A 13,451-nucleotide genomic window follows, 5' to 3' on the forward strand; every position below is an offset into this window, starting at 1 on the left:
CCCGGCCCCCGCGAGGGCCCCGGCCGCGTCCGGGGCGTGCCCGGCGGGCAGCTCGCGCGGACGCCAGGCCCCGGTTCCGGCGGCCCCGGCCGCGTCGAGGAACGCGAGGGCGGCGGCGAGGGCCGCCGGGACGGCGTCGTCGGTGCCGATCCGGAACGCCTGCTCGCCGAGGAGCAGCAGGGCCCGGCCGTCGCCTTCTGCGATCAAGCTCACATCGCCGCCGAGCCCGGCGACGTCGCCGCGCCCGTCGTCCAGGAGGAACAGGAACCGGCCGGAGAGGGCCGCCGCCCGGGGCTCGGCGCACAGGGCGGCGTCGAGTGCGCGGGCCCACAACTGCGTGTCGGCACGGCCGAGTCCGTCGAGCCCCGCGCCGGGCGAGGCGACGATGTTGCGGACGCGTTCATGGGTGGGGGAGGGCAGCAGACCGGCCCCGGACAGGAGCGCGGCCAGCGCGGCCCCGCACTCCTCGCCGAGGCCGCGCAGCTCAGCGTTCCCCCGCGAGGTGATGCTGACCCGCCCGTCGCCGAGGGTCTCGGCGGCGTGGGCGAGCGTCTCGATCTGAGGTGGCGTCAGGCGTCCTGCGGGCAGGCGCAGTCGGGCGAGACGCCCGTCGTCGGCGGAGTGCAGGCGCAGCGCCCCGGGGCACGCGTCACCACGGTCCCGGGCACGGCTCGCGCCCGGCTCGGACGGCGGGAGCGGGGTGGGCGGCATGGCGGCGAGCATACAGACGGCTACGGGACGGATCCCGGGGGTGAGCCCACCCTCGCCCTCACCCTCGCCCTCGGACCGGGCGGGGCGGGGAGAGCGGGGGCGCCGGGGTGCGGGAGCGGGGCGCCGGGGTGCGGGGCGGGGGCCGGGGGAGCGGGGTGCCGGGGTGCGGGGCGGAGTCCGGGGTCGGGGTGCCGGGGTGCGGGGTGGGGGCCGGGTGAGCAGGGCGCCGGGGTCCGGGAGCGGGGTGCCGGGGTGCGGGGCGGGGTCCGGGGTCGGGGTGCCGGGGTGCGGGGCGGGGGCCGGGTGAGCAGGGCGCCGGGGTCCGGGAACGGGATGCCGAGGTGCGGCGCGGGGTCCGGGGTCGGGGTGCCGAGGTGCGGCGCGGAGTCCGGGAACGGGGTGCCGGGGTGCGGGGTGGGGCCCGGGAGCGGGGTGCCGGGGTGCGGCGCGGGGTCCGGGGTCGGGGTGCCGAGGTGCGGCGCGGAGTTCGGGAGCGGGGCGCAGAGGTGCGGCGCGGAGTCCGGGAGCGGGGCCGGAACGCGCCCCCGTGCGGAGGCGGTACCCCCACCCCACCCCCGTTCCCACCCCCCACGATCTACTATGCAAACGGCATGGGGTCCCAGGACCCCGGGGAGGAAGCCCGGTGTGAATCCGGCGCGGTCCCGCCACTGTGAGCCGGTTCCGGGGGTGTCCTCGGGGGCGGTGAGTCAGGAACTCCCGCCGTCCATACGACCACCCGGGGCGCGGACAACCCCGAGGAAGGCCTGCGTAGCCATGCTCCTGCTGCTGTCGCACTCCGACACCGACCTGCTCAGTGCCCGTGCGGCCGGGGGGCCGGTGGAGTACCGCTTCGCCAATCCCTCCCGGCTCTCCCTCGGTGCTTCCGGTGGGTCCGGTGGGTCCGGTGCTTCCGGTGCTTCCGGTGGGTCCGGTGGGTCCGACGGTCTCGCCGGTCTCCTCGACGGCGTCGACCTGGTCGTCGTCCGGCTCCTCGGCGGGCTCCGGTCCTGGCCCGAGGGGCTTGAGGCGGTGTGGGCCGCCGGGAAGCCGGTGGTCGTCCTGAGCGGCGAGCAGGCTCCCGACGCGCAGCTGATGGAGGCCTCCACCGTCCCCGTCGGCGTCGCCACCGAGGCCCACGCCTACCTCGCCCACGGCGGGCCCGCCAACCTGGAGCAGCTGGCCCGGTTCCTCTCCGACACCGTGCTGCTCACCGGCCACGGTTTCGAGGCGCCGGCCGCCGCCCCCACCTGGGGCCCGCTGGAGCGCACCGCGCGGAGCGCCGAGGGCCCCACGATCGCGGTGCTCTACTACCGCGCCCACCACATGAGCGGGAACACCGGTTTCGTCGACGCCCTGTGCGCGGCGGTCGAGGACGCGGGCGGGCAGGCGCTGCCGCTGTACGTGGCGTCCCTGCGGGCCCCCGAGCCGGAGCTGCTCGACCGGCTCCGTACCGCCGACGCGATCGTCACCACCGTCCTCGCGGCGGGCGGCACCCGGCCCGCCGAGGCGCAGGCGGGCGGCGACGAGGAGGCCTGGGACGCGGGCGCGCTCGCCGCGCTCGACGTGCCGGTCCTCCAGGCCCTGTGTCTGACGGGTTCCCGGCAGGCGTGGGAGGAGAACGACGAGGGGCTCTCCCCGCTCGACGCGGCCAGTCAGGTCGCGGTGCCCGAGTTCGACGGGCGGCTGATCACCGTCCCGTTCTCCTTCAAGGAGATCGACGAGGACGGGCTGCCCGCGTACGTCGCCGACGCCGAGCGGGCGGCCCGGGTCGCCGGGATCGCGGTGCGGCACGCCCGCCTCCGGCACCTGCCGAACGCCGGGAAGCGGCTGGCGCTCGTCCTCTCCGCGTATCCGACGAAGCACTCCCGCATCGGCAACGCGGTCGGTCTGGACACGCCCGCCTCCGCCGTGGCGCTGCTGCGCCGGCTGATCGCCGAGGGGTACGACTTCGGGCCCGCCGAGGACATCCCCGGGGTGGTCTCCGGCGAGGGCGACGAGCTGATCTACGCCCTGATCGAGGCGGGCGGCCACGACCAGGACTGGCTGACCGAGGAGCAGTTGGCGAAGAACCCGGTCCGCATCCCCGCCGCCGACTACCGGCGCTGGTACGGGGAGCTTCCGGCGGAGCTGCGCGAGCGGGTGGAGGAGCACTGGGGCCCGCCGCCGGGCGAGATGTTCCTGGACCGCTCCCGCAACCCGGAGGGCGACATCGTCCTCGCGGCCCTGCGGCGCGGGAACCTGCTGGTCCTCATCCAGCCGCCGCGCGGTTTCGGCGAGAACCCGATCGCGATCTACCACGACCCCGACCTGCCGCCCTCGCACCACTACCTGGCCGCGTACCGCTGGATCGCCGCCCGCGCCGAGGACGGCGGTTTCGGCGCCGACGCCATGGTCCACCTGGGCAAGCACGGCAACCTGGAGTGGCTGCCCGGCAAGAACGCCGGTCTCTCCGCCGCCTGCGGCCCCGACGCGGCCCTCGGCGATCTGCCGCTGGTCTACCCGTTCCTCGTCAACGACCCGGGCGAGGGCACCCAGGCCAAGCGGCGCGCGCACGCCACGCTCGTCGACCACCTCGTGCCGCCGATGGCCCGCGCCGACTCGTACGGCGACATCGCCCGCCTTGAGCAGCTGCTCGACGAGTACGCGCAGATCTCCTCGATGGACCCGGCGAAGCTGCCCGCGATCCGCGCCCAGATCTGGACGCTGATCCAGGCGGCCCGGCTCGACCACGACCTGGGCATGGAGGAGCGGCCGGGGGACGACGGCTTCGACGACTTCCTGCTGCACGTCGACGGCTGGCTGTGCGAGGTCAAGGACGCCCAGATCCGGGACGGTCTGCATGTCCTCGGCGGCGCGCCGGAGGGCGCGGCGCGGGTCAATCTGGTCCTGTCGATCCTGCGGGCCCGGCAGATCTGGGGCGGCACGCAGGCGCTGCCCGGTCTGCGGGAGGCGCTGGGGCTCGACGAGTCGGCGGCGACCCGGACGACCGCCGACGAGGCGGAGGCGAAGGCGCGCGAGCTGGTCGAGGCGATGGAGGCGGCCGGCTGGTCGGTGGATGCGGTCCCCGAGGAGCACGGTCCGCAGGTGGCGGCGGTGCTGCGGTTCGCCTGCGAGCAGGTCGTGCCGAGGCTGGCGGCCACCACCGACGAACTCGCCCACGCGGTGCACGCCCTGAACGGCGGTTTCGTCCCGGCGGGCCCCTCGGGTTCGCCGCTGCGGGGCCTGGTCAACGTCCTGCCGACCGGCCGGAACTTCTACTCGGTCGACCCGAAGGCCGTGCCGTCCCGGCTCGCCTGGGAGACCGGGCAGGCGCTCGCCGACTCCCTCCTGGAGCGCTACCGCACGGACAACGGCTCCTGGCCGACCTCGGTGGGCCTCTCCCTGTGGGGGACGAGCGCGATGCGCACGGCGGGCGACGACGTCGCCGAGGCGCTGGCGCTGCTCGGCGTCCGCCCGCTGTGGGACGAGGCCTCCCGCCGGGTCAACGGCCTCGAACCGGTCCCGCTCGCCGAGCTGGGCCGCCCCCGTGTCGATGTCACGCTCCGCATCTCCGGCTTCTTCCGGGACGCGTTCCCGCACGTCATCGGGCTTCTCGACGATGCCGTACGGCTGGTGGCGGGGCTCGCGGAGGAGTCGGCCGAGGACAACTACGTACGGGCGCACGCGCAGGCCGACCTCGCCGAGCACGGCGACGAACGGCGCGCCACCACCCGTATCTTCGGCTCCCGCCCCGGCACGTACGGCGCGGGCATCCTCCAGCTGATCGACTCCCGGGACTGGCGTACGGACGCGGACCTCGCCGAGGTGTACACGGTGTGGGGCGGGTACGCGTACGGGCGCGGGCTCGAAGGGCGCCCGGCGCGGGCCGAGATGGAGACCGCGTACAAGCGGATCGCGGTGGCGGCGAAGAACACGGACACCCGCGAGCACGACATCGCCGACTCCGACGACTACTTCCAGTACCACGGCGGCATGGTGGCGACCGTCCGTGCGCTGCGGGGCACGGCCCCGGAGGCGTACATCGGCGACTCGACCCGCCCGGAGACCGTCCGCACCCGCACGCTCGTGGAGGAGACCTCCCGGGTGTTCCGGGCGCGGGTGGTCAACCCGCGCTGGATCGAGGCGATGCGCCGCCACGGCTACAAGGGCGCGTTCGAGCTGGCGGCGACCGTCGACTACCTCTTCGGCTACGACGCCACGACGGGCGTGGTCGCCGACTGGATGTACGACAAGCTGGCCCAGGAGTACGTCCTCGACCCGGCGAACCAGGAGTTCCTGAAGGAGGCCAACCCCTGGGCCCTGCACGGCATCGCGGAACGCCTCCTCGAAGCCGAGTCGCGCGGCATGTGGGAGAAGCCGGACCCGGAGACGCTGGCCGCGCTGCGGCAGGTGTTCCTGGAGACGGAGGGGGATCTGGAGGGGTCCTCGGAGGACGAGTAAAACGAGTTGGAGGAGCCGGAGGAGCCGGAGGAGCCGGAGGAGCCGGAGGAGCCGGAGGAGGACCCGGGAGGGGGCGCGGGGCGGGGGCGCGCGGCGGTGATCTGTGCGCCTCCCCGTTCGTCTCCGGCCCGCCCCGTGCGGGCTTCGGTCCCGGCTGATGACGTCCCCGACGACGCGCCGACGACTTCGCCGAGCCGTCCCCGATGACTTTCTCGTAGCGACCCGGTCAACCTCCTCGACTGGCTCGTCACCGAGGAGGACACCATGGCCGAGACCGGCACCCGGATCCTGGAGACCGTCGGCGCGGTCCTGCGCTACGACGTCCGCCCCGGCTCCGGGGCGGACCCGCGTCCGCTGCTGCTGATCAGCTCCCATCTGGACGCGACCGGGTTCACCACGCTCGCCTCCCACTTCGGGGACCGTACGGTCGTCACGTACGACCCGCGCGGGATCGGGCGCAGCACCTGCGCGGACGGGGCGGCGGCGATCCTGCCCGAGGAGCACGCCGACGATCTGGCCCGGCTGATCGAGGCGCTCGGCGCCGGGCCCGTGGACGTCTTCGCGAGCAGCGGCGGCGCCGTCAACGCGCTCGCCCTCGTCGCCGCGCGGGGTGAACTCGTCCACACCCTCGTCGCGCACGAGCCGCCGACCGCCGCCGTCCTGCCGGACCGGGAGGCGGTGCTCGGCCTGTGCGCGGACGTCCACACCACCTATCTGAGGGACGGCTGGGGCCCGGCGATGGCCAAGTTCATCGTGCTGACCGGCCGCGAAGGACCGTTCCCCGAGGAGTGGGCCGAGGAGCCCGCGCCCGATCCGGCCGCGTTCGGGCTGTCCACCGAGGACGACGGCACGCGCGACGATCCGCTGTTCGGCCGGAACCTGCTGGGCTGCACCTCCTATCGGCCCGACTTCGCCGCCCTGCGCTCCGCGCCGACCCGGATCGTCCTCGCGCGGGGCCGGGAGTCCGAGGGGATGTTCGCGGCGCGGGCGGCGGTCGCCGTCGCCGAGGGGCTCGGCACCCCGCCGGTGGTCTTCCCCGGCCACCGGGCCGGATTCCTGGGCGGCGAGTACGGCCAGCAGGGCGTTCCGGCGGAGTTCGCGGAGACGCTGCGGGGGGTGCTCGCGGGGGAGTAGCGGGTCGGGTTCCCGGCGCGGCGGCGGTCTTCCGACCGGCGCCGCGCCGGCGTCTTCCGAGGCGGCTCGGCCTCCCTCGCCCCGATGACTTCGACTTGTTCTAGCAAAGTACGAACAACTTGTTCTATCCTGGTGCGAACAAGGGAGGTTCCATGACCCGCTCCACGCTCCGGCTCCGTGTGCTCACCGCGCTGCCCTTCGTGCTCACCGTCGCCACGTACCTGCTGTTCCTCGCCCTCCGCTGGGACCGGCTCCCCGAGACCCTCGCCACCCACTTCGGCCCGGACGGCGGGCGCCCCGACGGCTTCACCGGCCGGACCGCCTTCGCGATCGGCGGCACCGTCCTCCTCGTCGTGCTCGGCGCGACCTGGACGGCCCTGGCCCGCCGGGGCTCCCTCTGGGGCGCCTGGGCCACGGCCGGTTTCACCGGCGCGCTGCTCCTCCTTCTCGTACGGGACAACCTGGACGCCGTCGACCCGGCCCGGGTGGAGTCCTCCCCCGCCGGTCTGCTGCTCGTGTTCGCCGCCGCCGTGGCCCTCGGGCTCCTCGGCTGGGCCCTGACCCGCCTCGTCCCCCGCGACGAGCGGGCCGTCCCGCGCGCCGCAGCCGACGGGCCCCGGCTCCCGCTCGGCGCCGGGGAGGTCGCGCGCTGGTCGCACTCCGCCGCCTCCCGGCCGCTGACCGTCCTCGCGGTGCTCTCCCTGGCCGCGACCCCCGCCGTCCTGCTCCTCGCCCCCTGGCCCGGCGCCCTGTTCGCCCTGCTCGGGCTCGTCGTCGGAGTGACGGGGCTTGCCCTCGCCCGGGTCCTGGTCACCGTCGACCGGCACGGGCTCACCGTGCGGTCCTCGCTCTTCACCCGGCCGCGCGTCCGCATCCCGCTCGAAGAGGTCGCCGGGGCGGACGTCCGCGACCTCGACACGAAGACCGTCCTCGCCCAGTACGGCGGCTGGGGCTACCGGGTCAGGGCCCACCGCACGGGCGTGATCGTCCGGACCGGCGAAGCCCTGGTGGTACGGCGGACCAGCGGCCGGGAGTTCGCGGTCACCGTGCCCGACGCGGGCACCGCCGCCGCCCTCCTCAACACGCTCGCCGAGCGTCGTGGAAAGGTCTGACCGTGCTCTTCCGTGTCGACCCCGCATCCGCCGTCCCCCTCGGCGACCAGATCGCCGCCTGCGTCCGGGGCGCCCTCGCCGACGGCTCCGCCGCGCCCGGCGAGCGCCTTCCGGCCGCCCGGGACCTCGCCGACTCCCTCGGCGTCAACGTCCACACCGTCCTCCGGGGCTACCAGCGGCTCCGCGAGGAGGGCCTGATCGAGCTGCGCCGGGGCCGAGGAGCCGTCATCGTCCCCGGCGCCACCGCCCCCGACCGCGCCCGCCTGGTCTCCCACCTCCGCGAGGCGGCGGCCCAGGCCCGCGAACTGGGCCTCACGGACACCGAGTTCCTGGACCTGGCGCGGACCAGCCTGGAATGAGGGCGCCGCGCCGGACGCGCGGAGCGAGGAGCGGCCGCACCCGGCGGCGGCCACTCCTGCCTGCGGGGCTCCGAAGCCGTACGGAGAGCGGGGACGTCCACCCGAGGCAAAACGGGGGCGGGCCTCTAGAATCGGCTTTCATGTCGAAGCCTGACGAACTGCTCGTTGACATCGCCGCCACGGTGGAGTCCGGGCGGAGCAATCAGATGTCCCTGACGGTGGTCGTGGGAGGAGCGGTCCTCACCGGCCGGCTCGCCCCGGAAGCGCTGTGGAGAGAACGGGTCTCGGAAGTCCTGACGGACTCGGACCGCCTGGGAGAGTTCTCCGGAATCTTCCGCACCTCCACGCTGAAGGAAGGGCCGCCGACCCATCTCCACTTCCATCTCGCCCGCATCCTCCAAGGGACGGTGGGCATCCCGGAAACCGGCGGCATGTACCGGGTCGCGCTCGCCGACGTCAGCGCCTGGACGGTGGGCGACTTCCGCTACTCGGACCACTGAGCCGTACGGCCACCGAGCCGTACCGACCACCGAGCCGTACCGACCACCGAGCCGTACCGACCACCGGGCCGTACCGACCACCGGGCCGTAACCGGCCCGATCTCTCCAGCCCCTCTCCTGCCCTCCCCTTCCTCCCCCTGACCCGCCCGCCCACGCCCGACCGGTGCCCGCCGCCCCGGTTCAGGCGTCGGCGGGCTCCCAGGCGAATCCGTCCGGGTCGGTGAAGGCGCCTCCCGAGGAGCCGCCGAGGGCGATCCGGTGCGCGCCCTCGCCGTCGGCGGGGACGCCGAGGTCCTTGGCGAGCGCCCGGCGCCCGTAGAGGGCGAGCTGCGCGATGCCGCCACCCGCCTCGAAATCGGCGTACTTGCGCCCGAAGCTCTTGGCGACGGCCAGCCCGTGCCCGACGTAGAAGGACTTGCTCGCGGCGACGTCCGAGGCGCCGAGGAGGACCACGAAGCGGTCGACCTTCCCGGTGACGGGCCCGGTGTCCTTCTTCGCGGAGGTCGCGATCTTCCAGGCGGTCCCGTCGGGGGCCCGGAAGACGCCGCCGTACCCCCAGAAGGACTTGGACACCGGCTTGAGCGGGGTGGCCCCGGCGTCGACGGCGGCGTCGAAGAGGAGCCGGACGTCACCCGGCTGGGAGACGGTGAGCGAGAGCGCGAAACCCCGGAAACCGGAGGTCGGCGCGGTCGAGGCGCGCAGCCGGACCCAGGGGGCGAGACCGGCTTCGGCGTGGAAGCGTTCGGCGGCCGGGAGATCGTCCACTTCGAGGGTGACGGCCGCGAGCGCGTTCCCGCCGGCCGCACTGTCTTTGCTGTTCATGACGTTCACGCTAGGCCTGCTCGCCCGCCGCTGCTTCTCGAATCCTGACCGGTCGGGTGACCTGTTTCGCCACGCACGACGGCAGCCCCGCCACCCCGTCGGCGACCTGCCGCCGGTAGACGCTCGGCGGGACGCCGACCAGCTCGGTGAAGCGGGTGCTGAACGTGCCGAGCGAGGAGCAGCCGACGGCGAAACAGACCTCGGTGACGCTCAGCTCACCCCGCTGGAGCAGCGCCATCGCCCGCTCGACCCGCCGCGTCATGAGATACGCGTACGGGGACTCGCCGTACGCCTGCCGGAACCGGCGGCTGAGGTGGCCCGCCGACATGTGCGCGCCCCGGGCGAGGGCCTCGACGTCCAGCGGACGCGCGTACTCGCGGTCGATCCGGTCCTTGACGCGCCGCAGCCGTGCCAGGTCGGCCAAGTGCTGCGCCTCGGTCCGTGCGCTCGTCCACGCGGGATGGCACACGGCGGGCCTCAGCGGACTTCCTGGAAGCGGACGAGGTTCCCCGCCGGGTCGCGGAACGCGCAGTCGCGCACCCCGTACGGCTGGTCCGTGGGCTCCTGCACGACCTCGGCGTCCTTGCCCTGAAGCTCCTCGAAGAGCGCGTCGAGGTCGGGGGTGGCGAGAAGGATCCACCCGTAGGTGCCCTTGGCCATCATCTCGGCGATGGTCTTCCGCTCGGCCTCGGTGACACCCGGGTCGGCGCCGACGGGTGCGAGCAGGATCGAGGTGCCGGGCTGCCCGGCGGGCCCGACGGTGACCCATCGGGTCCGCCCCTGCCCGACGTCGCCGCGCACCTCGAACCCGAGAACGTCCCGGTAGAAGGCGAGGGAGGCGTCCGGGTCCTCGTGGGGGAGCACGGTGGTGTGAATGGTGATGTCCATGCGCCTCACGCTAGTGGCGGTGTCCGGCCCCCGCTTCTCGATTCCTGACGGGTCCCGGGACGCCTCCTCCTGCCTGCGTCTCAGCCGGGCAGATCGCCCTCGCCGCCCATGTTGGCGACGATGCGCCGCAGGACGTTGATCGTGGTCACGAAGTCGTCCGTGCCGACGCCCTCGTGCGCCTGCCGGTGGACCCGCGCGTTGCGGTCCCGTGCCCGTACGCGCCCCTCCTCGCCCTCCTCGGTCAGCGTCATCGCCCCGGTGCCGGCGTCCTCGGTCAGCCAGCCGCGCGCCACGAGTTCGTCGTAGACCCGCTCGAAATCGGTCCCGAGGAAATCCCAGGTGGCGAGCCGTGCGGTCAGGACGGGCCGGGTCCAGACGCCGGGCGAGCCCGCGACGTGGTTGAGCGTCCACCAGTGCGGCTGGGCGAGCCCCTCCACCGCCAACTGCTCCCTGAGCCCCCCGACGACGAGCCGGCTAGCCATCCCGGCCCAGGCCCCTATGGGCTGCCCGGCCAGCGCTTCCCTCGTGTACTCCTTGAGCGTCACCGTCATGACGAACCTCCGTTTTTCCTGGTCGGCAGAGTGGGAACACCGTAGGAACTCAAGTGGACTTGAGGTCAAGCGTGTGGCCCCGGACCGGCGGTCCAGGGCCACACGAGGGAGCTTCCCTAAGGGGCTTCGCGCGGGCCGGCTTCCTCGGGTCACCAGCCCAAGGTCACGTCCCGGGGCGCCGCGAACTTGCCGGTGCCCTTGCCCGACCAGGCGCGCAGCCGGCCGTCGGCGTCGTCCCGGGCGAGGAGGTCGGCCATGCCGTCGCCGTCGATGTCGGCGGCGGCGGTGGTCTGGGAGAAGAGCCACCCTCCCGTGACGTCGACGGGGAGGTCGAAGTCGCCGTTCGGGCCGTGCAGCCAGAGCTTCAGCTTGCCGGTGGCGGGGTCGCGGGCGATGATGTCGGCTTTGCCGTCGCCGTTGAAGTCGGCGGCCACCGTCTGGGTGTAGTTCCAGCCGTCGGTGACCTGGCGGGGGGCCTCGAAGGTGCCGTTCCCGCGTCCGGCCCAGATCTTCAGGTTGCCGTCGGCGTCGCGGGCGATCAGGTCGGCCTTGCCGTCGCGGTCGAAGTCGGCGGCGGCGGTCTGGGTGAAGTTCCAGCCCCCGGTGACGTGCGTGGGCGCGAAGAAGGTCCCGTCGCCCTTGTTCTTCCACAGCCGGAGCGACTTCTGGTTGACGCTCCCTTCGCCGGTCAGCGGCCCCTCGTAACTCGCGAGGATGTCGGCCTTGCCGTCGCCGTCGAAGTCGGCGGCGACGATCTGGGAGTGGTACCGCCAGTCGCCGGGGACGTCCACCGGCGGCTCGAAGGTGCCGTTCGCCCGCCCCCGCCACATCTTCAGGGTGCCGGTGGCGTCGTGCCGGGCGATCAGGTCGGACGCGCCGTCGCCGTCGAAGTCGGCGGCCGTGGTCTCGCCCATGGCGAGCGGGGTGAGGACGGTCCGGTCGGCCAGCGTGCGGGCGAGCAGCTCCGTGCCCGCACTGGTGAAGTGCAGCTTGTCGACGCTCGCGAGCGAGGGCTTGATGGCGTACGGGTCGTCCAGGTCCTTCGTGGCGAGGTCGAAGTCGACGACGTCGTCGATGAGGGCGGGCGCGCCGTTCGCACCGGGCTTGGCCGCGGCCCGGATCTCCTCGTTGACCTCCTGCCGGAGCGAGTCGAGGACACGGAAGGGCACGAACGGCTTCACCGTATAGCCGGAGAAGCCCGGGATGGTGGCGACGGTGACGCGGATGCCCCGGGCGCGGGCCTCGGTGGCGATCGACCGGATGGTCTTCATGACCGTGGCGGCCGAGGGGTTCTCGAACAGGAGGTCGTTGACGCCCTCGTAGAGGACGACCTCGCGCACGTTCGGCTGCGCGAACACGTCACGGTCGAGCCGGGTGAGCGCGCTGGGCCCCGCTCCGCCGTCCACGTCCTTGGTGAGGCGGTTCCCGTTGATGCCCGCGTTGAGGACGCCGGGGGCGCCGGGCTTGGCGTTCAGGAAGGCCGCGTAGTAGTCGGGCCAGCGCCGGTTGAGGTCGGACTCGCTGTGGGCGCCGTCGGTCTGGGAGTCGCCGAGGGCGACGACGGTCCCCGGGGTACCGGGGGTGGCGACGTCGACGCCGCTGACCAGGCTCCAGAAGAAGAGCTTCTTGACGAAGCCGGCGCCCGCCGCGACGGCGCTCTGGTCCCCGGCGAGCCGGGCGGTGGTGTACGAGGTGGTCAGGGCGTACGCGTGGTGCGGAGCCACCTTCACCGTGCCGGGCAGGTGGTAGCTGACCAGCAGGTTTCCGCCCGCTGTGACGCTCAGGGGCAGCGGGTCGCTGACGATCTCGCCGCCCGCCGGGAGGGTGGCCTGCTGGCTGCCGCCGAACGTCGCGGTGACCGGCGTCGCGACGGCCGCCGCCCCGGCGGACTGCCGCGCGACCGTGACGTGGCCCAGCTTCACCGGCTCGGGGGAGAAGGTGTTGGCGAACCGCAGCCGGATGGTGCTGCCGCCGGTGTGTGGATTGACGACCATCCGCATGGTCTGGTTCGACCAGTCAGGGTAGGCGGGCAGCGTCTCGGCGGCCCCCATGGCGGTGGACCGCGCGTCGGTGTAGGCGGTGGACCAACTGCCGGTCCAGGAAGCCCCATTGGGCGCTGCGGGAGTGCTGCGGACGGCCATCGAGAAGACGTGCAGACGCTTGGCGCCGGAGGCGGCGGGCAGCGTGACCGAGGAGACCGCCTTGCCCGCGGCGAGGGGCACGGTGACCGCGAAGAGCTGCACGGGCGCGGTCTCGCGCGCCGACCGGCCGAGGACGAGGGCGGCGGAGACCTTCTTGCCGGCGTCCTTCCAGTCGCCGACGTCCTTCAGCTCGTACGGGAGGCTCGTACCGTCGACGTAGTGCACGGTGCCGGAGCCGGACACCGCACCGCCGGTCGCCGTGAGCAGGAAGCCGAGGGCGTTGCCGGAACCGGTGACGGGGACCCGCTGGCCGTCGGCGACGATGTTGTCGGGCTGGCCGGGGGCCACGGCGGGCCGGGTGTAGGTGGTGCCCGCTATGGTGACGCGGGCCCCCTGGGTCCACCCGGCGGCGTCGAGCGTGTTCGCGGACAGGCTGTTGCCCGCCCCGTCGAGGTCCGCCGCACCCGGATCGGCCTCGGTGGCGATGCCCGCGTTGTCGAAGGCGGCGGCGAAAGTGGGATAGACGGTCTCGGCGGCACTCGCGTGCGTCAGCGAGAGCCCGGTGGCGGCGAGCCCGAGAACGAGAGCGGTCGCCACGCCCCTCGCTCTACGGGAGCCGGATGCGGTACGGGACATGGAAGAGGACTGCCTTTCCTGGCTGCTGAGAGGGCATCGGAAGAAGCCGTGCCGACCGGCGCTCGCGAGCCGAAGGGCATCGGCCCGCGGCCACCGGCCGTCGACGATCTCCACGAGCCCCTGAACCTATCGCTGCCCTGACCAGCCCGGATGGCGA

Annotated in this window: 10 protein-coding genes, 1 pseudogene and 1 riboswitch; of the genes and pseudogenes, 5 read left to right on the forward strand and 6 right to left on the reverse strand. The window is 74.0% G+C overall.

From position 1 onward, the window contains the following. A pseudogene (locus BU197_RS11750) lies at window positions 1–723 on the reverse strand (cobalamin biosynthesis protein CobG); the annotation flags it as partial. A gap of 584 nt (window positions 724–1,307) precedes the next feature. Further along, window positions 1,308–1,447: riboswitch (cobalamin riboswitch) on the forward strand. 38 nt (window positions 1,448–1,485) lie between these two features. Between BU197_RS11750 and cobN the strand changes: the two are divergent. The 5 genes from cobN to BU197_RS11775 all read left to right on the forward strand — a co-directional run bounded on the left by cobN (window position 1,486) and on the right by BU197_RS11775 (window position 8,256). After that, a complete protein-coding gene (gene cobN, locus BU197_RS11755) occupies window positions 1,486–5,151 on the forward strand; it encodes a cobaltochelatase subunit CobN (protein ID WP_188268194.1) in 3,666 nt (1,221 codons plus the stop codon). A 264-nt stretch (window positions 5,152–5,415) separates the two neighbouring features. Then, window positions 5,416–6,285 (forward strand): alpha/beta fold hydrolase, encoded by an 870-nt coding sequence (locus tag BU197_RS11760; RefSeq protein WP_188268195.1) that lies wholly within the window; start codon window positions 5,416–5,418, stop codon window positions 6,283–6,285. Window positions 6,286–6,437: 152 nt separating this feature from the next. Next, entirely contained in the window at window positions 6,438–7,397 is a 960-nt protein-coding gene (locus tag BU197_RS11765; RefSeq protein ID WP_188268196.1) for a DUF1648 domain-containing protein, read from the forward strand. A 2-nt stretch (window positions 7,398–7,399) separates the two neighbouring features. Next, window positions 7,400–7,756, forward strand: coding sequence for a GntR family transcriptional regulator (locus BU197_RS11770; protein ID WP_188268197.1), 357 nt, complete (start codon window positions 7,400–7,402; stop codon window positions 7,754–7,756). A gap of 140 nt (window positions 7,757–7,896) precedes the next feature. Then, window positions 7,897–8,256, forward strand: a complete 360-nt coding sequence (locus tag BU197_RS11775) for a hypothetical protein (RefSeq protein WP_188268198.1) — start codon at window positions 7,897–7,899, stop codon at window positions 8,254–8,256. Window positions 8,257–8,436: 180 nt separating this feature from the next. On the opposite strand, the gene BU197_RS11780 is transcribed toward BU197_RS11775, so the two are convergent. The 5 genes from BU197_RS11780 to BU197_RS11800 all read right to left on the reverse strand — a co-directional run bounded on the left by BU197_RS11780 (window position 8,437) and on the right by BU197_RS11800 (window position 13,255). After that, window positions 8,437–9,078 (reverse strand): glyoxalase, encoded by a 642-nt coding sequence (locus tag BU197_RS11780; RefSeq protein ID WP_188268199.1) that lies wholly within the window; start codon window positions 9,076–9,078, stop codon window positions 8,437–8,439. Window positions 9,079–9,088: 10 nt separating this feature from the next. After that, the gene (locus BU197_RS11785; protein ID WP_188268200.1) at window positions 9,089–9,547 is read right to left on the reverse strand and encodes a helix-turn-helix transcriptional regulator; all 459 of its coding nucleotides are present in this window, start codon (window positions 9,545–9,547) and stop codon (window positions 9,089–9,091) included. A gap of 8 nt (window positions 9,548–9,555) precedes the next feature. Then, window positions 9,556–9,966, reverse strand: a complete 411-nt coding sequence (locus BU197_RS11790) for a VOC family protein (protein WP_188268201.1) — start codon at window positions 9,964–9,966, stop codon at window positions 9,556–9,558. Between the two features lie 80 nt (window positions 9,967–10,046). Beyond that, a complete protein-coding gene (locus BU197_RS11795; RefSeq protein ID WP_188268202.1) occupies window positions 10,047–10,517 on the reverse strand; it encodes a MarR family transcriptional regulator in 471 nt (156 codons plus the stop codon). A gap of 149 nt (window positions 10,518–10,666) precedes the next feature. After that, on the reverse strand, window positions 10,667–13,255 hold the full coding sequence (locus tag BU197_RS11800; protein ID WP_188268203.1) for an FG-GAP-like repeat-containing protein: 2,589 nt from the start codon (window positions 13,253–13,255) through the stop codon (window positions 10,667–10,669). Window positions 13,256–13,451: the final 196 nt, after the last annotated feature.

It is taken from the genome of Streptomyces sp. CBMA291 (assembly GCF_014596525.1).
Taxonomy (GTDB): domain Bacteria; phylum Actinomycetota; class Actinomycetes; order Streptomycetales; family Streptomycetaceae; genus Streptomyces.